Here is a 21,146-nt window from a genome sequence, read left to right on the forward strand (position 1 = left end):
ACTTTACCTAAAATCTATCTAAGGAGAAATCCAATGAACCTGAAAAAGTGGCTAACTACTGCAATATCTGTCCTGGTTGTGGTATTTCCCATTGTCATCACATTTTTGATGATCGCAGAGCCTGCACTAGCTCGTACTCGTAGCGATCGCCACCTCAAGCAAAACATTGCCGATGTTGATGTAGATCAGGTTTTGGCCTCTTTGCTCTGAATGTTGGCTTGGCCGTAAACTTTAGGAAAGCGGAGATCTCGACAGGGGCTCTGCTTTCGTTTTGACCATAGATTTGTTCCAGAATGACCATTATGTTCTCAAATAAAACATGAGCATTGTTAACGACATCATGAAGCGTTTATCGCGGCGGGCAATTCCATTGTCGGCTGATCCGGAGTTTGTGGAAAATGTAGAGGCGACCAATCCTCAAGTGGTTTTGAAAAAATTAGCAGACATCCCCATCCAAACCTGGAACTATAAATCTGAGGATCCTGCAATCCGTCATATGGGGCCAATGGCACAGGATTTTTACGGAGCGTTCGGTCTTGGCAACACGGACAAGCACATATTTCATATGGACGCCATTGGTGTTTGTCTGGCTTCCATCAAGGGGCTAAATCAGCTGATTGAAGAGCAAAACCATCGCATTGCACAAAATCAGGAAAAGCTGGAGAAAAACGCCCGCTTGCTGGAAAAACTTGCCGATTTGGTGTCGGAGCAAAGTGAGGGAATAGACTAATGCTTGATACTGCTTATAATAGATTGAATGTCGGTCATAAGGATGTGTCAATTGATGATAATGGCATCATAATGGCTGCGGTCCAAGCCCTTTATAAAAAATTTCTGGAACAGGAAAAAATTATAGCCCAACAGGAACTATGCCTAAAGGAACAAGAGCAGGCAATCAGTCGGATCAAGTTGCCTGATCAGTTGCGTTGAGAAGCTCGGAGGGTGGGCAACCCTGCTGGTATTTCTGTATGGCTGTTTGATCAGAATGGGGATGGTGTTATAAGTCCTGAAGAATTTTATAATTTGCTCAAAGCCTGGGGAGTTAGCGATGAAGAATTAGAGATTGCTTGCTCTAAGCTAAATCTGAAAGCAGGTAACACTTTGTCTAAGGATCAGTTTAAAGACTTGCTTGAACAATTTCACAAAAGTGATGACCCAGATTCTCCTGGTAATTATCTTTTCGGTTCTTTCTAAGTTCGATAATTTGATATTGTAGATATCGTAGGGTGCGTTAGGCGAAGCCGTAACGCACCATCAATCATCTCAGGGCTGACTTTTTAGGTAAGTGCCATTCAGTCGATTTCTCAAACAAGGTTTCGATCGTCTAGAAATTCAACAGGTTCTTGATCTTTGCCATTTTCCCAGGTTAGTGAGAAAAACCAGATACCACTTTCACCAATACAAAAGCTAGCAGGGGTAAACTCCATTTGAGAGTCTAATGGTGGATTAGCTTGCTCAGAGGTATATTCCGCTGACCAGCTAAATGCTTCCCCTGTCCAGGTTAGCCCTTGGGCATGGAGTTGGTGGGCAAATATACGAACTTCATCCAGATTGGGAATGTAAATGGGAATAATCGGATTGTAGTTGTCGTCAATCTGGAGTTGAACTTTAGTTGCTATCACTTTTTTTCAGCTCCTTATACCAAACTTCTAAAATAAAGCTCTGATTTGCTTTTAAGATACGTTCAATTTCGTTAAGTTCATGTTGTTTGAACCCAACTGACTTAGCAAGTGCGATTGGTTCTAACCAAAATTTTGCCTCATGCTTATCCTTGTTGACATGAATATGAGGTGGTTCAGCTAGATCAGCCATATAGAACGAAAACTTATATCCTTTAACTCGCAAGACAACAGGCATAGCGCAATCATTGTGATCTTGTAGGGTGGGTTAGGCCAAGCCGTAACCCACCATTATTTATTATAAAAAACACACAACATTTATAATCTACTCAATTCAGTGATCCCAAAACAGTAGCAGCCGATCACACGAACTGCCAACAATAGTAAGCCCATTAGGTTAGCTTCCGCCTTTGCTGATGTCCGACAGACTATCACTCAGGTATGGGAAAATTCTCTGATGGGCTAGTTTTGGTGAACTTGTGGTGCCAGGGTTGGGTTGTTGCGATCCCCATTAGTTTCTTAATTTCCCTCCCGTTACACTAGCTAACTTTTTGAGTTCACAGACCCTGAAGTTTCAGAACTAATCTTACCTTTTATAGCAATTATCTATCCCATAAGGTACAAATTGATCCCCCGTTTCCCTTAATAAGGGGGACTTTGAGTTTGAAAAGTGTACCTCATAAATGCTAGAACCTCTATATAGCACTACGCATTAAAGTTAGGACATTGATACAAGCAGCAAAAGTGCGACCCGTGGCGAATTTAATTCTTAATGGTAAGAGCGCACCTAAGCTGTTGTAGTCAACTGTTGCTAGCATGCCTATTGCTAGCATGCCTTGCGCGTAGCGCTATAACAACCAACCAAAAGTTTTTTTTCGGTAAACTTAAGCTAAACTTCAAAGGTAAACTTCCGGATAAATAATCGATGCTCAAATTCTACTACAATCCCCTCTCCCCAAATGCTCGTCGTGTCTGGCTCACGTTACTAGAAAAAAACCTTACCTTTGAAACAGTATTACTTAAATTAGATGGCGATCAATTTAAACCAGAGTTTTTAGAAATTAATCCCTTTCATCACATTCCCGTTCTGGAAGATAACGGTTTGCGGTTAGTAGAATCCTTGGCAATTATGGACTACTTGGAAGCCAAATATCCCACACCTGCACTGCTGCCAACTTCACCAGAGGCATTAGCCAAGGTACGGATGGTACAATTGTTGACTGCTAATGAGCTATTTTCCCCAGTAATTCAACTAATCTGTCAAAAGGAAGATTCACCACAATTTAAACTAGCCAAGCGGAAGCTAGATAGAGTACTCAAATTTTTATCAGACTTGCTAGGAAACAGCCCTTACTTTGCTTCGGACCAGTTAACCTTAGGAGATATCGTTGCGGTCGCAGCAATATCGTTATTGCCGAAGTTAGAGATTAATCTTACTGATTATCCTAACATGGATCAGTGGTTTAAAAGATTGATGCAACGGGAACCATGGCAGAAGACAGACATGAGTGCAGAGGATTTTGAAGAATTCAAGCGCCGAATAAAAGTTCTGGTAAAACTGCGTGCTCGTGAACTGATTGGGGGAAATAAGACAAAGTAAATGTAAGCTATCAGCGGTCAGCGGTCAGCTATCAGCTATCAGCTATCAGCTATCAGCTCACAGCTTTTGAATAAAACAGGTAAGGGACTTGCATGTAAAAAAAATACCAATTAAAGTAGGGTGGGCAAAGTTATCTTATCTATAAGACTCATTTGAACCAAAATGTTTTTGCCCACCCTACAAGCTAAAATCTGGTATTTTATTTTTTGGCTACTCCCTAAGCATTGGTTTAATTTCTGTTACGTCAGCTGACGGCTGACGGCTGAAGGCTGTTCGCGTAGCGTGCGCGTAGCGCTTAAGCTGAATCCTTACCCACTAACACTTATCCCCTTGACTCTCCACTAAACTAGAGAGTTTATCCTTTAACTGTAGGGTGAGGGTCAATCATGAAACAACAAAACTTTCGTTTACAAGGAATGAGCTGCGCTGGTTGCGCCAGACGCATTGAAACGGTGATTCAAGCCGTTCCAGGTGTGGTAGAGTGCAGCGTCAATTTTGGTACAGAAGAAGCTAGTATTACCTACAATACCGAGGAAACTAACCCCCAAAAAACTAACCAGCAACTAACTAGACTGATTCAACAGACAGTCAGTGATGCTGGCTACCAAGCTTTCCCGATCGAGGATATCAGTGATCAGCCTGATGATCTCGAATGGCAACGTCAAGCGGAAACCCTTGACCTAAAACGAAAATTCATTGTCGGTGCTGTGCTCAGTACTGTCTTAGTGATTGGTTCACTACCGATGATGACAGGATTATCTATCCCCTGGATTCCATCTTGGTTACATCATCCTTGGCTACAGCTGGTATTAACCACACCGGTTCTGTTTTGGTGTGGACAGTCCTTTTTAACTGGAGCATGGAAAGCCTGGAAACACAAAACAGCAGATATGAATACCCTAGTCACCCTTGGGACTAGTGCTGCCTATGTCTATTCTCTGTTTCCCACTGTGTTGCCCCCGGTTGTTTTGAAATCTTTCCTACCCCAAGGGGTAACTCTCCCTGTGTACTATGAAACCACTGCTGTAGTGATTACCCTGATTTTGCTAGGGCGATTGCTGGAACACCGGGCTAAAGGACAGACATCTGAAGCAATTCGTAAATTGATGGGATTACAAGCTAAAACCGCTCGTGTGATTCGCCATGGTCAAGCCCAGGATATTCCCTTGGCTCAGGTGCAAGTTGGGGATGTGGTATTAGTGCGTCCAGGAGAAACTATTCCGGTAGACGGCATAGTTATAGAAGGGGCTTCTAGTGTAGATGAGGCCATGGTGACAGGAGAAAGTGTTGCGGTCAAGAAACAGCCGGGGGATGAAGTGATTGGAGCAACGATTAATAAAACTGGTAGCTTCCAGTTCCAGGCGACTCGGGTCGGGAAAGATACCGTACTGGCACAGATTGTTAAGTTAGTACACCAGGCTCAAGGGTCTAAAGCACCGATTGAAACCTTAGCAGATCAGGTGACAGGTTGGTTTGTGCCGGTAGTGATTGCGATCGCAATGGTCACCTTTGGAGTTTGGTGGATGACCACAGGAAATCCTACCCTAGCGATGATTAATATGGTGGCGGTGTTAGTCATTGCTTGTCCCTGTGCTTTAGGTCTAGCTACTCCAACGGCAGTGATGGTAGGGACTGGTAAAGGCGCAGAAAACGGGATTTTAATTAAAAATGCCGAAAGTCTGGAATTGATTCATCAACTGCAAACCATCGTCCTAGATAAAACCGGAACCCTAACGGAAGGGAAACCTACGGTAACGGATTTTATTACAGTTGGAGGCATCTATGACTCCTCCTCAGAACTGGGCAGCTTTACCGGCAGCAATGAAATCAACTTGTTGCAACTAGCGGCAGTGGTAGAGAGTCATTCGGAACATCCCTTAGCTGAAGCAGTGGTGCGCTATGCCCAATCTCAGGGAATAGGATTGCAGTTACCAACACCAGAGAATTTTACTGCTGTTGCTGGCAGTGGGGTACAGGCAATTGTTGATCATGATCATCCCCTCTTCTCTTCCGAACCGACAGATGATGGGCTCAAGGGCAAGAGATTGGTGCAGATTGGGACAAAACGATGGATGGAAGAATTAGGGATTGACACAGATGTGACGGTGCAACCGGATCGGTCTTTAGCAGACTATCAGGGGGATTGGGAGGCGAGCCGTAAAACGGTAGTTTGGATCGCAGTTGATGGTAAAGTTGAAGGCATTGTGGGCATTGCTGATGCCCTAAAACCTGCTTCAGCTGAGGTGGTGAAAGCCTTGAAGCGGTTGGGATTAGAGGTAGTAATGCTAACCGGAGATAATCAACAAACTGCTGATGCGATCGCAAACGAGGTTGGCATCCATCGGGTATTTGCTCAAGTCCGACCAGATCAAAAAGCTAGCATCATCTCTACTCTCCAAAAAGAAGGCAAAACTGTAGCAATGGTAGGGGATGGGATTAATGATGCCCCAGCTCTGGCTCAAGCAGACGTGGGCATTGCCATTGGTACAGGTACTGATGTTGCGATCGCAGCTTCTGATCTGACCCTAATCTCCGGGGATTTACAAGGCATCATTACAGCCATTCAACTAAGTCGTGCTACCTTCCGCACTATTCGCACTAACCTCTTTTTTGCCTTTATCTACAATGTATTAGGAATTCCGATTGCGGCTGGTGTGTTATTCCCGATCTTTGGCTGGTTACTCAATCCCATTATTGCTGGTGCAGCGATGGCATTTAGTTCAGTATCTGTGGTAACTAATGCGTTGCGATTACGGAATTTTCAACCTATTTCTGGGTTATGAAACAATACAAGTAAGTAAGTATTCAGCTATCAGCTATCAGCTATCAGCTGATGCACTACGCGCACGGTACTTGAGGTGCTATCAGGGGCTTTAACTGGACGGGGTCGGATCAGTAAGACTAGCAGAGATTTTCAAGCAGCCGTACCAGCCCGTAAGCTTGTTTACTACCTCCCCTTGATTAGCTGACGGCTGACAGCTGACGGCTGAATGCTTACACAAGTAATCTAACCAGTTGTTTCTGTGAGCTACTGTCTCAATCCCAACTGCCCTAAGCCTTACAATCCTGATGCCAACAAGTTTTGCCAAACTTGCGGCACTAAACTCTTGTTAGGACAGCAATACCGAGCTATTAAGCTGATTGCAGCAGGAGGCTTTGGCAGAACCCTTTTGGCCATCGACGAGGGAAAAGCCTCTAAATCCTACTGTGTGATTAAGCAGTTTTACCCCCAAGGTAATAATCAAGCTAATAATCAAGGTAACAATAAAGGTAACAATTATCCTACCAGAGCTGCTCGATTATTTCACCAGGAAGCCTTGCGCTTGGAACAGTTGGGCAAACACCCCCAGATTCCTGAACTCTTCGCCCATTTTCAACAAGATCATCACTGGTACATAGTTCAGGAATTTATCCATGGGGAAAATTTAGCTCAAGAGTTGGCAGCAACTGAACCATTCCGAGAAAGTCAGATTCGTAGACTCCTGAGTCAGTTGTTACCAGTGCTCAACTTTATCCACCAAGGTAAGGTAATTCATCGGGATATCAAGCCAGAGAATATCATTCGTCGTGGTATCCTCCGCCCCAGTGCTGGCCAAGGCATTATCACTCCCCCAGACCTGGTATTGGTAGATTTTGGTGCAGCCAAGTATGCCACACGCACTACCTTAGCCAAAACTGGCACAACTATTGGTAGTGCTGGTTATGCGGCCCCGGAACAAATCTTTGGTAAAGCAGTATTTGCCAGTGACATCTATAGTTTAGGGGTCACCTGCATTCATTTATTGACCCAAACTCAGCCATTTAATTTATACGATCCGATGGAAAATGGCTTTGTCTGGCGGGATTTTTTGCTCCATAATCCCGTCAGTAGACAATTGAGTCGGATTCTCGACAAAATGATTCAGAGTTCCATCAAGCTCAGGTATCAATCCGCGATCGCAGTGATGGACGATTTAGGAATCACCCAAGAAACCGAAGCTGGTCTGACCTGGGGGCAATTCCACCGTAATCAACAAACTCCCCAATCTACTGGTAAAACTGGTAAAACTGGTAAAACTGGTAAAACTAATGTAACAAGCAACTCTCGGCCACCAAGAGGTAATCCCAGGATTATCGTTTTTGCAGCAACCACTCTCAACGGTCATTCCGATGAAATTTATTCTGTAGCCTTTAGCCCTGATGGACGTACCCTAGCCAGTGGATGTAGGGACAAAACTATCAAGTTGTGGGAGTTGAAAACAGCCTGGGAAATCCTTACCTTTGGAGGTTGGTTTTCTAAGCATTCCGCTGAAGTGCGTGCTGTGGCATTTAGTCCTCAGGGAAAAAGTCTTGCCAGTGGTAGCGCTGACGAGACCATCAAACTCTGGAATGTGCGTAATGGTAAGGAGATTTTCACCTTCACAGGGCATTCCGGTGACGTGAATTCCATTGCCTTTCACCCCCAAGGATACCACCTTGCCAGTGGCGCTAGTGATCGCACCATTAAGCTTTGGGATGTTCGTACCCTAAAGCAGCTCACTACTCTGACCGGACATTCATCATTGATTAATTCAGTAGCCTTTAGGCCAGATGGCCAAATCCTTGCTAGTGGTAGTGCTGACGCTACCATCAAGCTGTGGGATGCCTTAAGTGGTCAGGAAATTCACACCTTTGAAGGGCATTCAGACCAGGTGCTTGCGATCGCGTTCACTCCCAATGGACAGACCCTAGCCAGTGCTAGTGCTGACGGTACTATCAAGCTTTGGGATATTAGCACTGCCCAGGAAATTACCACCCTCAACGGTCATAATGGTTGGGTTTATGCGATCGCATTTGACCGTAGTGGCCAAATCCTCGCTAGTGGTAGTGCAGATACTACTATAAAGCTATGGGATGTTGATACAACTCAAGAAATTGGCACTCTCAACGGTCATTCAGACACCATTCATGCTCTTGCCTTTGGTCCGAATAACAGAACTCTTGCCAGTGGTAGTTTCGACAACACTATCAAGATTTGGCGCTAGGTAGCTAGGGGGCAACAGGCAATAGGCAATAGGCAATAGGCAATAGGCAATAGGCAATAGGCAATAGGCAATAGGCAATAGGCAATAGGATGATTAAAAAATAATAATTAGACGTAGGATAAACAGAATAACAAAGGAAAATTTTAAATACCTATGCAACTAATATCTGAACCCAAATATTCTTCTCCAGAAGACTATTTAAAACTAGAAGAAACAGCAGAATACAAGAGTGAATATCGGGATGGAGAAATTATACCAATGACTGGTGACACTACCAATCATAATCAAATTGCCCTTAATATTGCTACCCTTTTCAAACTCGGATTAAAGGGAAAACAGTACAAAGTTTACATTGGTGATGTGCGTTTGTGGATACCTCGTTACCGTCAGTATACCTATCCAGATGTTATGGTGATTCAGGGTGAACCAGTTTACACAGGTAAGGGTACAACTACAGTAACGAACCCGATGTTAATTGTCGAAGTTTTATCAAACTCTACTAAAAACTATGACCAAGGTGATAAGTTTTTATACTATCGTTCTATTTCAGAGTTCAAAGAATATATTCTAATCGAACAAAGTGAGTATCGTCTACTGCAATATAATAAAACTGCTACCAATCAATGGCAGTTCACTGAGTATGAATCAGAAAATTCCGTTATTTCTCTTAACTCCTTAGAGTTAAGCGTTTCTTTTCAAGATATTTACGAAGGGGTAAATTTTAAACTTACTCAAGATTAATTTTTGGATTAATCATTAAATTTGCTCCCTCCTCTACCATTTAACTATTCAAGCTACCCTACACCGAAAATCAAAAGCGAACAATATTTAAACGTCATAATGAGTAGTAATTTTTTTAGCATCAAAGAAAAGTTCTTTGATCTGTGGGCACCAAACTACGACATCCTGTTCACCACAGTATTTTACCAAGCACTCCATAAACGGCTGTTAGAGTATATAGAACTCACAAATCAGCCCAATGTATTAGACCTTGGCTGTGGCACAGGTCGTTTACTGAATCGTCTTGCTCAAGAGTTTCCCAATCTTCGAGGCACTGGGGTAGATTTATCTACTAAAATGCTCGCTCAAGCCCGACAGCAAAACCAGCATCGGCAGCGAATAATCTATCAAAAAATCCGGGAACGTGAGAACCCTGCGTCTAAAGACCGGGGATGAAACGGACGCGACGGGGTTTACCCCGCCGTATCCATTCAATTCAATTAAGCTATAATAGGAGCAATTAGGTGATAGTAACATGTATAGAACAATCCCAGTTAAGGGGACATTTACAGATGAAGAAAATGCTTTCTGGGTGTTTCAATGCGAACAGGCCAATAGCCTAATCAATTGTGCGATATATTACGCCAAGCAAAAACACTATAGTTGGTTACGTGAACAACCTGAGGGCTATACGACTTACTGGCGTGATGACGTCCTTAAGTTTGGTTGGAAGACCTACAGATGCGCAGTTAAATATCCTGAATTAGACAAGGCTCTTAAGATGAGTCCTCATTATAAGGCTATGGCTGCCCAGTCAGCTCAACAAACGTTGAAGTCTGTAGGGGAGTCGATGACTAGTTACAACCAATTAGTTAGGCAATATTATAAAGGCGAAGTTGACAGGCCAAGGCTTCCTAGATATCGCCAAAAAGGTGGCTTAGCTGCTGTTACTTTTCCAAAGCAAGCATTAACTTACAAAAAAGGGCTGTTCTATCCATCGGTTAGCAAAGAGTCTAAACCCGAGTTACTCTGCGAGATAACATTGGAACCGCCAGAATTTATAGATCCCGACTGGGTCAAAGAGGTAACTATTCGCCCCTACCTAGGGCAGCTTTGGCTCGATTGGGTTATTGACGATGGGAGGCAGTCGTACGAACACAATCCTAATCTTGATTATTCGCAGGCTTGGAGCTTCGACCATGGGGGCGACAACTGGCTCACCGGCGTCTCTACTCAGGGCAAAAGTCTCATAATCGACGGTCGTAAACTCAAGTCGATGAATCAAGGGTACGCCCGCTTGGTAGCAAAGTACAAGACCGGAAAGCCTGAATTTTTCTGGGACGCTAACCTCGATCGGGTTCAAAGAAAGCGTAATAATCAAATGCGCGATGCAATCAACAAGGCGGCCAGATTTATTATTAATCGGTGCTTAAATGATAGAGTTGGTAATATCATTTTTGGCTGGAATGAGCGGCAAAAAGATTCAATCAACATTGGGCGACGAAGCAATCAAATCTTTGTTGCAATTCCCACCAAAAGATTGATAGAGAGGTTGAAGCAACTTTGCCCCGAGTATGGCATCAAGCTAACAATCACTGAAGAATCTTATACCAGTAAAGCGTCTTACTTAGACGAGGATCCATTACCGAAACATGGTGAAAAACCCAAAGGATGGAAGCCCTCAGGAAAACGGGTAAGACGTGGTTTGTATGAAACAGCCAAGGGATATCTGATTAACGCAGATACTAACGGAGCGGCAAATATCGCGCGAAAAGTAGCCACACAGTTAGGTCTTGATCTGGCCAAGGTGGGTAGCGGGAGCTTGACACTCCCACATCGGTACGATCTTTTTAACTCTCTAAAAAAATCATACCGAACAAGAAGCGAAGCAGCACGGGTTCACCCTGCTGCTTCGCAACCTTGTAGAATCCCCCGTGCTTCAGCCGGGGGAGATGTCAAAGAAAAGGCAATGCTGAATTTCTACCCTTTGCTGACAAAGAATTTGAAGTAGTATTTAATACCATCAGCTTTTTACACTACCTAAATCCTCAACAAGTTTTCTCAGAAGTTAGTCGGATCCTGGAACCCAAAGGACATTATTACCTAGTAGACTATTCTGTTAGAAAGCGAAAAAAGTCTTTACCAATTTCCCCTAACCAGATTCGTTTCTATAGCCGACAGCAACGGGAAGAATTTGGCCAGGTAGCAGGTTTGTCATGCTTAGGGCATCACCATCTCCTCGGACCAGTTGTGCTAAGTATCTTTCAAAAACCTTAATAACTATAATAATAATTCCCTCTCTTCACACCTCCGATCACCTACCACACCTCCTTCTCTTTCCCGATTCCCGACTCCCGATTCCCGACTCCCGACTCCCGACTCCCTAACCAAAGCGCTATAGTTACTGAATCACCTCACAGCACTCTGCCACAGATGCCCGTTTTTCCATAGCAGCCACCAGTGCTTCATAAGATTCCCAGTGTTCAGTAATCATACTAGTCGCCTGACGCTCAGCCCATCGTGCTTTCACTGAGTACTCACTACCAGAAAAACCTAACCCTTCCAAAGCATCTCGGAGTTTTTCGCAGTCTTCTGCTCCGCCCTCAACATTCTCATAGACTATAGTTTCCGCAGCAATCCCTGCCATCCAAACCGTGCAAAATCGATCTAAGGTTAATCGCATTTCTCGAAGATTATAAGCCTTAGCCGATAGTGCTTCAGTATCAAAGCTCACACCACCATTACCCAGTTGTCCCTCCTTCAAAGCTTCCCAAGCACTTAAGGTGTAACCAGTGATTGGAATACCAAGTAAGTAAGCCACCAGAAAATGACCCGCTTCATGGCGAATTATGCGTCCGCGATGTTCAGGATTAGTACTCGCCAATACATCTAACAGCAGCGTTAACCCTTTGCCTTGGAAGCTGAAGCCATCTAAAGTAACAAGACTCAAGACACCAAAAGTAGTTACCGCAGGGATTGCCGGAGAAATATTCAACAGTGGTCCTAGCAAAACCGAAAGGGTCATGCCAAAAACACCAATAGCAATTAAATTCAGCGCAATTTGTTGCATTTGTTCTTGGTTACTTGTTAGTTAGTTATTAATTATACTTGGTTAATTGTTAATTATTAATTGCCATTTTTACTGTCGATCCATCCAAGTATCCAAGCCTTTCAACCAGATAACCAGCTAACCTTCAACCAGCTAACCTTCAACCAGCTAACCTTCAACCAGCTAACCTTCAACCAGCTAACCTTCAACCAGCTAACCTTCAACCAGCTAACCTTCATACTTCATACTTCATCCTCAAACTTTGGTGTTTCCGATGGAAGAGGAAGAGGAGTAGGTTTCTTACCTTTGTAGAACGTTTCCAAGCTCTTGGTATCTCCCACAAACCTCCAGTGCCAAGGCTCATAACTAATTCCTTGGGGATTGTCTCTAGGAAAAGACAACTCAAAGCTGTAGAAAGCCGCATTCTTTTCCAACCACTTAAAAGCTGCCGTATTCTCAAACTCAGGATTCAGGTTGGTAGCTGGTGCCATGGCATCCCCAATATCGATCGCATAACCAGTGTGATGCTCACTGTAGCCAGGGGGAGCACTTACTTCAGCCCGTTTACTAGCTACCTGTCCTCGCTGTTCCTTTACTTGAAAAAACAGGTACTTTTGCTGGTCCACAGAACGGAAACCCGAAATTGGCACTAGGATTACCCCCTGTCTTCTTGCTGCTGCTGCCATGGCTTTGTATTTCCGAGCTGCAGCAGCCTCCAATTTAATCCGACCATCACGGGTAATTGGTTGCAGTTGTGAGCTTAGCACTTCAGAGTAGGGTAAGTGTCCCAGAATGTTATCAGCATTATTCCCCTGTGAACTAGCTTCTGTCTGACTTTGAGTCGATGTTGCTTTACCCGACGGGGTAAGATTGGACTGAGCTTCAGGAGTTGGTTCCATTGGAATCAGGCTAAAGGCGATTCCTCCTATTGCTAATAGTCCAATAATTAGTAAGGTGACCTGCCAACGAGACCGGGGTTTTATATCTTGTCTATCCCTTACTGCCTCGGGAATATCATCTACTGTTACCTCTGTTACCTCTGAAAGGTTTGCTGGTTCGCCCGGGAGACCTGCGTTATTCAATAGTCCACTCCTGCACTGACATCCAAATTATTACATTTATTTATGACATACTTATAGTTACTGCAAATCCCAGCAGTGTCAGCGAAGCAACTGGATTACTTGACCAATCGTTCCAGAATTGTTATAGTAAAGATACGAGTTAAGCAAAGGTGATGGCAAGGCACAAAACCTTTGACCCAGAAGATGTTCTAGAAAAAGCCATGGAAACCTTTTGGCTTTATGGCTATGAAGGAACCTCAATGCAGGACTTGGTCAAAAGCATGGGGATTAACCGAGGCAGTCTATACGACACCTTTGGTGACAAACGTTCCCTATTCATGGCTGCGATCGCTCATTACAATGATACCTGTGTAAAAAATGCGATCGCATCCCTAGAAGCACCCACAGCCTCAAAGCAAGCCATTATCGACTTTTTCTACAACCTGATCGAAGGGGCTGTAGACGATAAAGACCATCGAGGCTGCTTGCTCACCAACACCGCTGTTGAACTGTGTCCCCACGATCCACAGACTAAATCCCGGATTGCTGCTAATCTGCGCTCAGTGGAAAACGCCTTTAAAAAAGCCTTATCCACAGCAAGGGAGCAAGGGGAAATCACAACCAACCATGACCTTCAGGCATTAGCCCAATATTTCACCAGTAGTATACAAGGGTTGCGGGTTATCTCCAAAGTCAACCCAGACCCAGAAACCCTAAGAGCTATTGTCAAGGTCATACTTTCCGTTCTCGATTGACAGAGTAAATTGAGACAGTAAATTGACAGAGTAATTTTTTTTGCTCTTAATTGGAACGATTGTTCAAATATAACCTAACTAGGAGTAAATCATGACCTTAAGCCAAGACTTGATTAACCTAAATACCCAGCTTCGCGCTCAGCAACCAGAAGAAGCCAAACTCATCATGGCAAAAGCAGGAGAAGACCTCGCTAATTCTGGCATTGTAGACAATAGCCTCAATGTTGGCGACAAATCCCCTAACTTTACCCTGCCTAATGCTGTAGGTAAACTGGTAGAATTGCAAGACCTACTAGCCACCGGAGCCGTAGTAATTTCCTTCTACCGGGGTCAGTGGTGTCCTTACTGCAACTTAGAATTACGAGCATTGCAGCAATTCTTACCAGAAATTCAGAAATTAGGTGCAACCCTAGTCGCTATTTCCCCTCAAACTCCCGATAATTCCCTGTCCACTACAGAGAAAAACCACCTAACCTTTGAAGTACTAAGCGATGTTGGGAATAAGATTGCCAAAGAGTTTGGTCTAGTCTTTACCGTACCAGAAGAACTCCGACCAGTTTACCAAAACTTTGGCATTGATTTACCTGCCCACAACGGTGATGAAACCTTTGAATTACCCATTGCCGCCACCTATGTAATTAATCCCGATGGAACCATCACCCATGCCTTAGTTGACCTAGATTACACCAAGCGACTTGACCCAGAAGAGATTGTCAGCGCATTACAAACCCTGGCTGTAGCGGTATAAGTAGCTCAATAAAAATCGTAAGCATTAAGCCGTCAGCCGTCAGCCGTCAGCTAAAAGCTCAAGTAACTCAGATTAAACCAATGCTTACCTGTTTTATTCAAAAGCACCTCAAGTAGCGTGGGCGTAGCGCATTAGCACCTCAAGTAGCACCTCAATTAGCCTGGCCTACGGTCAATGACTCATAGCTGATAGCTGATAGCACCTCAAGTAGCGTGGGCGTAGCGCTTAAGCTGATAGCTGATAGCACCTCAAGTAGCGTGGGCGTAGCGCTTAAGCTGATACGCGACGCGCTGATAGCTGATAACTGTCAGTCAACACTCAACAATCATTCCTAGTTTAGGAGGAATTAAACTATGTCAGAAACAGCCAAATATATTACCCTAAATGACGATAACTTTGAAACCGAAATCCTCAACAGTTCCATTCCAGTCATAGTAGATTTTTGGGCACCATGGTGTGGACCTTGTCGGGTAATGAATCCAATCGTCACTGAATTAGCCACAGAATTTGATGGGGTTGTCAAAGTAGGCAAATTAAATGTTGATGACTACGAACAACTAGCCAGCCACTATCACATTGAAGCAATTCCTTCCCTATTTTTATTCAACCAAGGTAAAGTAGTTGAGCGGTTGGAAGGTCTTGTGCGTAAACCGACTCTAGTTGACAAAATTAATGCCCTAACTAATCTCATTTATGTTTAAGGATGTGATAACGATTCTCGGATAATGGGTAATCGGTAATGGGTAATCGGGAAAACTTTATTTGTAATAGCTAATTGCCCATTACAAATTACCTTTATAGAGTCAAAAATTGTGGCACGCACTTAGATAAAATCAGGGAGAAATTCAGGGAGGAATTTAGATCAGCGCGTTGCTCATACTGTTGAGCATACTTATCAGGTAAATTTAATTTATTACCACTACTCCCTACTCCCTACTCCCTACTCCCTAAAATCCAGAAATAAAGTCCATCACCCAATTGAGAGTTCCTATAAAATAATCATGATTGATCTATATACCTTTTCCACGCCTAACGGACGCAAACCTGCTATCATGCTCGAAGAAGTAGGACTTCCCTACACCGTTCACACAATTAACATAGCAAAGGGAGAACAGTTTACTCCCGAATATGTAGCAATCAATCCCAATAGTAAAATTCCTGCTATCATTGACCAGGATACTGGTATAAAAGTTTTCGAGTCAGGAGCAATCCTAATTTATTTAGCAGAAAAGACAGGCAAGTTGTTGCCAACCGATACAGCAGCAAGAATACAAGTGATTGAATGGTTGATGTTCCAGATGGCAAGCGTTGGACCAATGTTTGGTCAACTGAGTCACTTCCGACGCTTTGCTCCAGAACAGATTCCCTATGCTATCGATCGCTATGAAAAAGAAACCCTACGTCTGTTTGGTGTCTTAGATCAGCAATTAGCAAAACAAGAATTCATTGTTGGAGATTACTCCATTGCCGACATAGCTACCTATCCTTGGGTAGCTGCCTATGACTATTTGGGAGTCACCCTAGATAACCATCCCCACCTCAAACGCTGGGTCGAGACAATGCAGCAGCGACCCGCTGTGGAACGGGGCATGGCAGTCTGAACGTTTGTTGAAAGTTGAAAGTTGAAAGTTGAAAGTCATGAATCCTAGGTGGGCAGTGCCTATCAAGCCTATTAACAGCTGATCTGATCTGTCTGGTGCACTGCCCACCCTACATGAACTTACTGAAACTCAAGGATCTACTTTTATTGAACAATTGAAAAGTAATAATTATGATTTAAAACTATTTGAAAGAGGGGATTATAAGCTATAAACCTGGCTGACCATAGAAGATATTATGGTATTGATTCCAACCGTTTTAAATAACCTTTTCCGCACCCTGATTATGAAAGTTGTTAGGATCCGGTAGACCACTATAGCTATAGTAGGAGAGTTGACCGTTGGGCTTTAGAGCGACTAGGCTTAGAAACTTTCCTCAACATTGCCTCAACATTTTCCGGACTCAAAGGGGATGTTGAGAATTTAGAGTAATCCAGCAGAGCTAATTTATAAAGTAAATATAAAGAGCTCAAATCCTTTGACAGACATGGATTTCCGGGAACAGGGCGTGCACAAGCGCCCGAATTATTGAAAGCCTTTCAGCGCCATGGTTATAGCTTCTTTTACCAATCAGCTCTGACCGCTGTGATAATTCAGCTAATTTCGTTCAAAATTAAGAGCTGATAAACTTTGCTTACAAATCTTAAAAAACTAGGTGTGGTTTATTACCCTGTAGATGTAGGAAAGCGCCAGTAAAATCCAGTTTTTGGGCTAATTTACAGTGCTTTTCACAGAAAAGAAACAAGTAGTTAATCATGGGTACTTTCAATTTAGGCACTTTCAGCGGCAATCCCATCAGCCGCAATCGGTACACACTCACTACCTCAGACGCCACTGATGTGTTTAAGTTTAGGGTCTCAAACAACCGTCAAATTAACCTAAATCTACACAATATCAGTGCGGGAGATGATGCTAACCTCAGACTCTACCGGGACACTAACAACAATGGCATCTTTGACTTGGGCGACCAACAAGTGGCTAGCTCTTTACAGGGTGGCAATGCTAACGATGTTATCAACTACAGTGCTACCAGTGGCACTTACTTTGCCCAGGTAAAACGCTACGCTCCTAGTAGCAATGGAATTGTTTCCTATAATTTAGAGTTGTCTGGAACTAGCAAACCAAATACCTATCAGCCCTTGAGCCCGAACCAAGTCTTTTCCCTCAACAGTAACTTAGAGGCAGACCACATTATCTACCTTGACTTTGATGGTCATACTACCACAGGTACCTCATGGAACAAGAACTTCGGGAGTTCCATTGTGACCCCTGCCTATGACACGGATGGGAATACTTCCAATTTCTCCACTGCTGAGAGAGAGACTATTTGGCGCATTTGGCAACGGGTGGCAGAAGACTTTAGTCCCTTTGATGTGAATGTGACTACTGCCCAACCTTCCGATGACCAACTCAAAAAAACCAGCGGTAGTGATTCCCAATGGGGCATTCGCGTTGTCATTGGGGGAGATGGTTCCTGGTATCAAAAAGGTACCGGTGGTTTGGCTTATATGGATTCATTCAACTGGGACAGTGATACCCCCGCCTTTATTTTTTCAGAGAATCGCGCTGGAGGCAGTGAGAAATCGGTGGCTGAAGCTATTAGCCATGAGGTAGGTCATACCTTGGGTTTGTCTCATGAGGGTGATTCCACCAACGACTACTACTATGGTCATGGCAATGGCAGTGTCGAAACCGGGTGGGCTCCTATTATGGGAGAGGGCAACGATCGAAATCTCAGTCAATGGAGCAAAGGTGAGTATACCGGTGCCAGCAACCAAGAAGATGACCTAGACATCATCACTGGGCAAAATGGTTTTGGCTATCGCCGGGACGATTATAGTAACCAGCTAACCAGTGCAGCAGCGCTATCGATCAATGATGGTCAGGTGGAAAATTATGGCATCATTGAAAAAAATAACGACATTGACTGGTTTGAGTTCAATTCAACAACGGGCAACATAGCCCTAGATATTAAGCCTTTTGAGCGAGGACCTAATTTAGACATTCTGGCTAAGCTATATAATGCTTCCGGTCAACTGATTAGCTCTTCTAATCCCATCGGTTCTCTGTCCGCTAGCTTTAATCTTGATCTCAGTCCAGGGCAGTATTATCTAAGCATTGATGGTACGGGTCAAGGAAACTTAGCTACCGGATACAGTGATTACGGCAGCTTAGGACAATACTCTATTACTGGCACGGTTGCTTAGACTCTGCAATCTAATGCTTTAGAAACGTTCCTCAACATCTTCTGATCTCAAAGGGGATGTTGAGAATTTAGACGAGTTTAACCCTTCCTCACCCAATTCCGAAATTCTGCTACCAACTGCAAATAATCTTTGGTGTCCACCTCTGCTAAAAATCCCTCAATTTCCCCTATAGGTAAACCAGGAAAAGCCAAACTTTATTGACTATATTCTCGATCTCGTAACTGATAAATCTCAAAAGATTCACCATCATAATGCCAAACTTCTGAAACCCCTAACTCGGCATATATAGCGCTACGCTTAGCGTCAGAAGTGAGAAGTCAGAATTCAAAAGTAAGCTAGGACTAGGTTTCGGAGTTTATAAATGTCCTAATCTTAATGCGTAGTGCTATACTGCCAAACGGTTCATAGAACTACTGGTAATATCAATTTATACTACATCTGGAGCTGGAGCGGTTTCTAAGTTAATCCTTTTTTTGCCCTTAATTATGCTAATATTTTGGATATAAAAGTTTTTAGGTAACTTCGGAATAGGGAATAGGGAATAGGGAATAGGGAATAGGGAATAGGGAATAGAGCAGTTGGCATTCAACCTAAGTATTGATTATTGCCAATATATAAGTGGACTGTATCTTTTTTGTCCAATTTTATTAATTAACTTATCTGCCAATGGCTATATGACCTACATTCAATGTTCTTAACCCTACTCCCTACTTCCTACTCCCTACTCCCTAAAACCCAGAACAAAAGTACCTCAACCAATTGAGAACTGCTATATTACTTCAGCGTCTGCTTAAAGGTATCCTCAAACTGATCTTTAGTAAGATTTCCAGCTTCTAGGTCTTCACAGAGGGTTTGAATTTTTTCTGTAAGCTGCTGATATTCATCTGGGTCTGCAAGTAGGGCTTTTTGCTTTTTCTTAAGGGGACGAAACAACCAAGGCTCGATAAATCCGGACTTCGGTTCTTGCCATAACCCTTTTCCTTGGCGTTCCGCATCTGCCTCTGCCAACAGAAGGGAAATAGCCATCTCACGAGGGCACTTACTAAAATAATCGTAATAAATCAGTGCTAATCCTTCTTTTACTAAACTATGCTGAATAAACGTGCCATCCAATAAGTAAACTTCGCCAATTCTACGATTGTAGCGAGTGTCGATGTCGGTAATTCTCAATTTAACTTTATTCCTGTTTTCTTCTACCAACTGTTTGACCCAGTCTTTCCCTTCGTTGCCCCACTTAAATTGACTTTGATAGAACGCATTGTCCTGATTTTTATCCTCAAGTTTTTTGTAACCCCACCCCTTAGGAGTTTCTGGTGCATCAATGTAAACGAACCGCACTGTAATGTCTTCTCCGGAGGCATCAATCACATCAATAGTGTCAGCATCGGAAACTTTCTTAACAGCGTAGGTTTCTAGGGACTCAAAGTATGGCGGTACTTGAGGAGCAACTGACCCTACTTTACTTAAAATTTCACTAATCAAGTCTGTCATGGCGTTAATTGTATCAGGACTGAGGTAGGAGTAGTGGATGAACAGGCAATCAGTGCCTCAAACCCACAGCCGATTCTACTCTAGATTTTAGACTAACCATAGCAAAACACTTACTAGCTGTCCATTCCCTTCAATCATCCTACAACAAAAGCAACGCCAGATGAGGGAGGTCACTTATTTCCCTGTCCGCTCCACCAGTGACCTTCAAGACAGGTGTTACCGGATTGATATACAATAAGAGATTGTGATAATTGTTAAAAACAACACCAAATAGAGAACCGTTGCTGGTGATCAGGCATTTCTTGATCTCAAACGCAGTTGAAACCCCTTGTGTACAAGCGGCGGGGATAAAAACAACTTAGGGGCGTTATTTTCCTTGTCTACGAAATTTGTGGCGAGGAATCATAAACGTCAAAAGCTAGTTTACTAGATCAGGATTTTATAGCAGTGTTTGGTGGTGAAAAAAACCCTAGCTGCTTCCCCCTGAGAGACTGCATCAAGGCTTAAGTATAGTCAAAGTCAGCCCTGGGAGTTTTGCTCCGGAGCCAACGGTACTATGTTTTAAATTATATGAAGACTTGATCTCCTAGCTTGTTTTCTTCCTGCTTTAACTGAGGGAGAGTTCAAGTTCGCACTAGCAGGTTTTTAATCAAGGCTGTTAACTAACTGCTGCTTCCGTTTTTTTACCATTTTATCAATGGGTGATTCTGCTGTTTCTAAAACGTTTATCTATAGTTCTGTAAAGTACTCAACTGTAAGACCCACTATTGGAGGAAAAACTATGATTCGAGAGTTCATGAAGAGAAATTTTCGACACTTTAATGCAGCTGTGTGTGTTGAGGCGGCTGAAGGATGGGTGAAACACCTGGAATCTGGTAATAAAATGTTTCTGACTATGGCTGGTGCCATGAGTACAGGAGAGCTGGGTATCTCTCTGGCTGAAATGATTCGCCAAGACAAGGTACATGCCATTTGCTGTACCGGAGCGAATCTTGAAGAGGATATCTTCAATCTGGTTGCCCACTCTCAATATAAGAGAGTACCGGATTATCGTTCACTGAAACCAGAAGAGGAAAAGGTTCTTTTTGAGTCCGGTATGAATCGAGTTACTGATACCTGTATCCCTGAAGAAGAAGCGATGAGGAAAATTGATCGGCATATGGTGAAACTGTGGCAAGCAGCTGATCAATCTGGCAAAAGCTTTTTCCCATACGAGTTCATTTATCAACTTATTGAAAGTCAAGAGCTTAAAGACTCTTATGAAATTGATCCTTGTGACTCATGGGTGATGGCAG

Annotated in this window: 22 protein-coding genes and 1 pseudogene; 18 read left to right on the forward strand and 5 right to left on the reverse strand. The window is 43.3% G+C overall.

Features of this window, described 5'->3' with window-relative positions:
- From LYNGBM3L_RS42830 to LYNGBM3L_RS05005, 4 genes are all read left to right on the forward strand, one after another.
- A partial coding sequence (locus LYNGBM3L_RS42830) for a hypothetical protein (RefSeq protein ID WP_008179839.1) occupies positions 1 to 210 on the forward strand: 210 nt, incomplete at its 5' end.
- Between the two features lie 109 nt (positions 211 to 319).
- Complete coding sequence (locus tag LYNGBM3L_RS04995; RefSeq protein WP_008179841.1) at positions 320 to 730, forward strand: tail fiber domain-containing protein; 411 nt, start codon at positions 320 to 322, stop codon at positions 728 to 730.
- On the forward strand, positions 730 to 930 hold the full coding sequence (locus tag LYNGBM3L_RS05000; RefSeq protein ID WP_008179844.1) for a hypothetical protein: 201 nt from the start codon (positions 730 to 732) through the stop codon (positions 928 to 930). The genes LYNGBM3L_RS04995 and LYNGBM3L_RS05000 overlap by 1 nt, the downstream gene beginning before the upstream one ends.
- A gap of 12 nt (positions 931 to 942) precedes the next feature.
- On the forward strand, positions 943 to 1,194 hold the full coding sequence (locus LYNGBM3L_RS05005) for an EF-hand domain-containing protein (protein ID WP_008179845.1): 252 nt from the start codon (positions 943 to 945) through the stop codon (positions 1,192 to 1,194).
- A gap of 110 nt (positions 1,195 to 1,304) precedes the next feature.
- Here LYNGBM3L_RS05005 and LYNGBM3L_RS05010 read toward each other — a convergent pair whose 3' ends face one another.
- Both LYNGBM3L_RS05010 and LYNGBM3L_RS05015 read right to left on the reverse strand, forming a co-directional pair.
- The gene (locus tag LYNGBM3L_RS05010) at positions 1,305 to 1,622 is read right to left on the reverse strand and encodes a hypothetical protein (RefSeq protein ID WP_008179846.1); all 318 of its coding nucleotides are present in this window, start codon (positions 1,620 to 1,622) and stop codon (positions 1,305 to 1,307) included.
- Positions 1,609 to 1,857 (reverse strand): DUF4160 domain-containing protein, encoded by a 249-nt coding sequence (locus LYNGBM3L_RS05015; protein WP_044492297.1) that lies wholly within the window; start codon positions 1,855 to 1,857, stop codon positions 1,609 to 1,611. Before LYNGBM3L_RS05015 ends, LYNGBM3L_RS05010 begins: the two co-directional genes overlap by 14 nt.
- A 687-nt stretch (positions 1,858 to 2,544) precedes the next feature.
- Here LYNGBM3L_RS05015 and LYNGBM3L_RS05020 point away from each other — a divergent pair.
- The 8 genes and pseudogenes from LYNGBM3L_RS05020 to LYNGBM3L_RS42835 all read left to right on the forward strand — a co-directional run bounded on the left by LYNGBM3L_RS05020 (position 2,545) and on the right by LYNGBM3L_RS42835 (position 11,329).
- Positions 2,545 to 3,219, forward strand: a complete 675-nt coding sequence (locus tag LYNGBM3L_RS05020) for a glutathione S-transferase family protein (protein WP_008179848.1) — start codon at positions 2,545 to 2,547, stop codon at positions 3,217 to 3,219.
- A gap of 386 nt (positions 3,220 to 3,605) precedes the next feature.
- The gene (locus LYNGBM3L_RS05025; protein WP_008179849.1) at positions 3,606 to 6,002 is read left to right on the forward strand and encodes a heavy metal translocating P-type ATPase; all 2,397 of its coding nucleotides are present in this window, start codon (positions 3,606 to 3,608) and stop codon (positions 6,000 to 6,002) included.
- 240 nt (positions 6,003 to 6,242) lie between these two features.
- Positions 6,243 to 8,222 (forward strand): WD40 repeat domain-containing serine/threonine-protein kinase, encoded by a 1,980-nt coding sequence (locus LYNGBM3L_RS05030; protein ID WP_008179850.1) that lies wholly within the window; start codon positions 6,243 to 6,245, stop codon positions 8,220 to 8,222.
- 153 nt (positions 8,223 to 8,375) lie between these two features.
- On the forward strand, positions 8,376 to 8,963 hold the full coding sequence (locus LYNGBM3L_RS05035; RefSeq protein WP_008179851.1) for a Uma2 family endonuclease: 588 nt from the start codon (positions 8,376 to 8,378) through the stop codon (positions 8,961 to 8,963).
- Positions 8,964 to 9,062: 99 nt separating this feature from the next.
- Complete coding sequence (locus LYNGBM3L_RS05040; RefSeq protein ID WP_008179852.1) at positions 9,063 to 9,398, forward strand: class I SAM-dependent DNA methyltransferase; 336 nt, start codon at positions 9,063 to 9,065, stop codon at positions 9,396 to 9,398.
- A 79-nt stretch (positions 9,399 to 9,477) separates the two neighbouring features.
- Complete coding sequence (locus LYNGBM3L_RS05045) at positions 9,478 to 10,953, forward strand: RNA-guided endonuclease InsQ/TnpB family protein (protein WP_008179854.1); 1,476 nt, start codon at positions 9,478 to 9,480, stop codon at positions 10,951 to 10,953.
- Positions 10,954 to 10,961: 8 nt separating this feature from the next.
- A pseudogene (locus tag LYNGBM3L_RS37875) lies at positions 10,962 to 11,219 on the forward strand (SAM-dependent methyltransferase); the annotation flags it as partial.
- A complete protein-coding gene (locus LYNGBM3L_RS42835) occupies positions 11,159 to 11,329 on the forward strand; it encodes a hypothetical protein (RefSeq protein WP_154659680.1) in 171 nt (56 codons plus the stop codon). The pseudogene LYNGBM3L_RS37875 and the gene LYNGBM3L_RS42835, both read left to right, overlap by 61 nt.
- A 14-nt stretch (positions 11,330 to 11,343) precedes the next feature.
- Here LYNGBM3L_RS42835 and LYNGBM3L_RS05050 read toward each other — a convergent pair whose 3' ends face one another.
- Together LYNGBM3L_RS05050 and LYNGBM3L_RS05055 are read right to left on the reverse strand one after the other, a co-directional pair.
- On the reverse strand, positions 11,344 to 12,012 hold the full coding sequence (locus tag LYNGBM3L_RS05050) for a hypothetical protein (RefSeq protein WP_008179856.1): 669 nt from the start codon (positions 12,010 to 12,012) through the stop codon (positions 11,344 to 11,346).
- A 221-nt stretch (positions 12,013 to 12,233) separates the two neighbouring features.
- Positions 12,234 to 13,073: a M15 family metallopeptidase gene (locus LYNGBM3L_RS05055; protein ID WP_008179860.1), complete on the reverse strand. Its 840-nt coding sequence runs from the start codon at positions 13,071 to 13,073 to the stop codon at positions 12,234 to 12,236.
- Positions 13,074 to 13,225: 152 nt separating this feature from the next.
- Here LYNGBM3L_RS05055 and LYNGBM3L_RS05060 point away from each other — a divergent pair, with 152 nt between their 5' ends.
- The 5 genes from LYNGBM3L_RS05060 (at position 13,226) to LYNGBM3L_RS05085 (ending at position 18,360) form a co-directional block, all read left to right on the forward strand.
- Entirely contained in the window at positions 13,226 to 13,807 is a 582-nt protein-coding gene (locus LYNGBM3L_RS05060) for a TetR/AcrR family transcriptional regulator (protein ID WP_008179862.1), read from the forward strand.
- 91 nt (positions 13,808 to 13,898) lie between these two features.
- On the forward strand, positions 13,899 to 14,555 hold the full coding sequence (locus LYNGBM3L_RS05065) for a peroxiredoxin-like family protein (RefSeq protein ID WP_008179864.1): 657 nt from the start codon (positions 13,899 to 13,901) through the stop codon (positions 14,553 to 14,555).
- Positions 14,556 to 14,908: 353 nt separating this feature from the next.
- Complete coding sequence (trxA, locus tag LYNGBM3L_RS05070; RefSeq protein ID WP_008179866.1) at positions 14,909 to 15,256, forward strand: thioredoxin; 348 nt, start codon at positions 14,909 to 14,911, stop codon at positions 15,254 to 15,256.
- A 300-nt stretch (positions 15,257 to 15,556) separates the two neighbouring features.
- On the forward strand, positions 15,557 to 16,156 hold the full coding sequence (locus LYNGBM3L_RS05075; protein WP_008179868.1) for a glutathione binding-like protein: 600 nt from the start codon (positions 15,557 to 15,559) through the stop codon (positions 16,154 to 16,156).
- A gap of 752 nt (positions 16,157 to 16,908) precedes the next feature.
- The gene (locus tag LYNGBM3L_RS05085) at positions 16,909 to 18,360 is read left to right on the forward strand and encodes a pre-peptidase C-terminal domain-containing protein (RefSeq protein ID WP_008179870.1); all 1,452 of its coding nucleotides are present in this window, start codon (positions 16,909 to 16,911) and stop codon (positions 18,358 to 18,360) included.
- Between the two features lie 774 nt (positions 18,361 to 19,134).
- Here the strand turns inward: LYNGBM3L_RS05085 and LYNGBM3L_RS05095 are convergent.
- Complete coding sequence (locus LYNGBM3L_RS05095) at positions 19,135 to 19,851, reverse strand: thermonuclease family protein (protein WP_008179877.1); 717 nt, start codon at positions 19,849 to 19,851, stop codon at positions 19,135 to 19,137.
- Positions 19,852 to 20,632: 781 nt separating this feature from the next.
- On the opposite strand from LYNGBM3L_RS05095, the gene LYNGBM3L_RS05100 reads away from it, so the two are divergent.
- On the forward strand, positions 20,633 to 21,146 hold a 514-nt coding region (locus LYNGBM3L_RS05100; RefSeq protein WP_044492309.1), incomplete at its 3' end, for a deoxyhypusine synthase family protein.

The sequence above is a fragment of the Moorena producens 3L genome, assembly GCF_000211815.1.
In the GTDB taxonomy this organism is placed as follows: domain Bacteria; phylum Cyanobacteriota; class Cyanobacteriia; order Cyanobacteriales; family Coleofasciculaceae; genus Moorena; species Moorena producens.

What these genes read in the sequence shown, in the direction of transcription:
- LYNGBM3L_RS04995 (WP_008179841.1), top strand. Translation starts at nt 320, where the DNA reads ATGAGCATTGTTAACGACATCATGAAGCGTTTATCGCGGCGGGCAATT.
- LYNGBM3L_RS05000 (WP_008179844.1), top strand. Translation starts at nt 730, where the DNA reads ATGCTTGATACTGCTTATAATAGATTGAATGTCGGTCATAAGGATGTG.
- LYNGBM3L_RS05015 (WP_044492297.1), bottom strand. Translation starts at nt 1,857, where the DNA reads ATGCCTGTTGTCTTGCGAGTTAAAGGATATAAGTTTTCGTTCTATATG.
- LYNGBM3L_RS05020 (WP_008179848.1), top strand. Translation starts at nt 2,545, where the DNA reads ATGCTCAAATTCTACTACAATCCCCTCTCCCCAAATGCTCGTCGTGTC.
- LYNGBM3L_RS05025 (WP_008179849.1), top strand. Translation starts at nt 3,606, where the DNA reads ATGAAACAACAAAACTTTCGTTTACAAGGAATGAGCTGCGCTGGTTGC.
- LYNGBM3L_RS05035 (WP_008179851.1), top strand. Translation starts at nt 8,376, where the DNA reads ATGCAACTAATATCTGAACCCAAATATTCTTCTCCAGAAGACTATTTA.
- LYNGBM3L_RS05040 (WP_008179852.1), top strand. Translation starts at nt 9,063, where the DNA reads ATGAGTAGTAATTTTTTTAGCATCAAAGAAAAGTTCTTTGATCTGTGG.
- LYNGBM3L_RS05045 (WP_008179854.1), top strand. Translation starts at nt 9,478, where the DNA reads ATGTATAGAACAATCCCAGTTAAGGGGACATTTACAGATGAAGAAAAT.
- LYNGBM3L_RS42835 (WP_154659680.1), top strand. Translation starts at nt 11,159, where the DNA reads ATGCTTAGGGCATCACCATCTCCTCGGACCAGTTGTGCTAAGTATCTT.
- LYNGBM3L_RS05050 (WP_008179856.1), bottom strand. Translation starts at nt 12,012, where the DNA reads ATGCAACAAATTGCGCTGAATTTAATTGCTATTGGTGTTTTTGGCATG.
- LYNGBM3L_RS05060 (WP_008179862.1), top strand. Translation starts at nt 13,226, where the DNA reads ATGGCAAGGCACAAAACCTTTGACCCAGAAGATGTTCTAGAAAAAGCC.
- LYNGBM3L_RS05065 (WP_008179864.1), top strand. Translation starts at nt 13,899, where the DNA reads ATGACCTTAAGCCAAGACTTGATTAACCTAAATACCCAGCTTCGCGCT.
- trxA (WP_008179866.1), top strand. Translation starts at nt 14,909, where the DNA reads ATGTCAGAAACAGCCAAATATATTACCCTAAATGACGATAACTTTGAA.
- LYNGBM3L_RS05075 (WP_008179868.1), top strand. Translation starts at nt 15,557, where the DNA reads ATGATTGATCTATATACCTTTTCCACGCCTAACGGACGCAAACCTGCT.
- LYNGBM3L_RS05085 (WP_008179870.1), top strand. Translation starts at nt 16,909, where the DNA reads ATGGGTACTTTCAATTTAGGCACTTTCAGCGGCAATCCCATCAGCCGC.
- LYNGBM3L_RS05095 (WP_008179877.1), bottom strand. Translation starts at nt 19,851, where the DNA reads ATGACAGACTTGATTAGTGAAATTTTAAGTAAAGTAGGGTCAGTTGCT.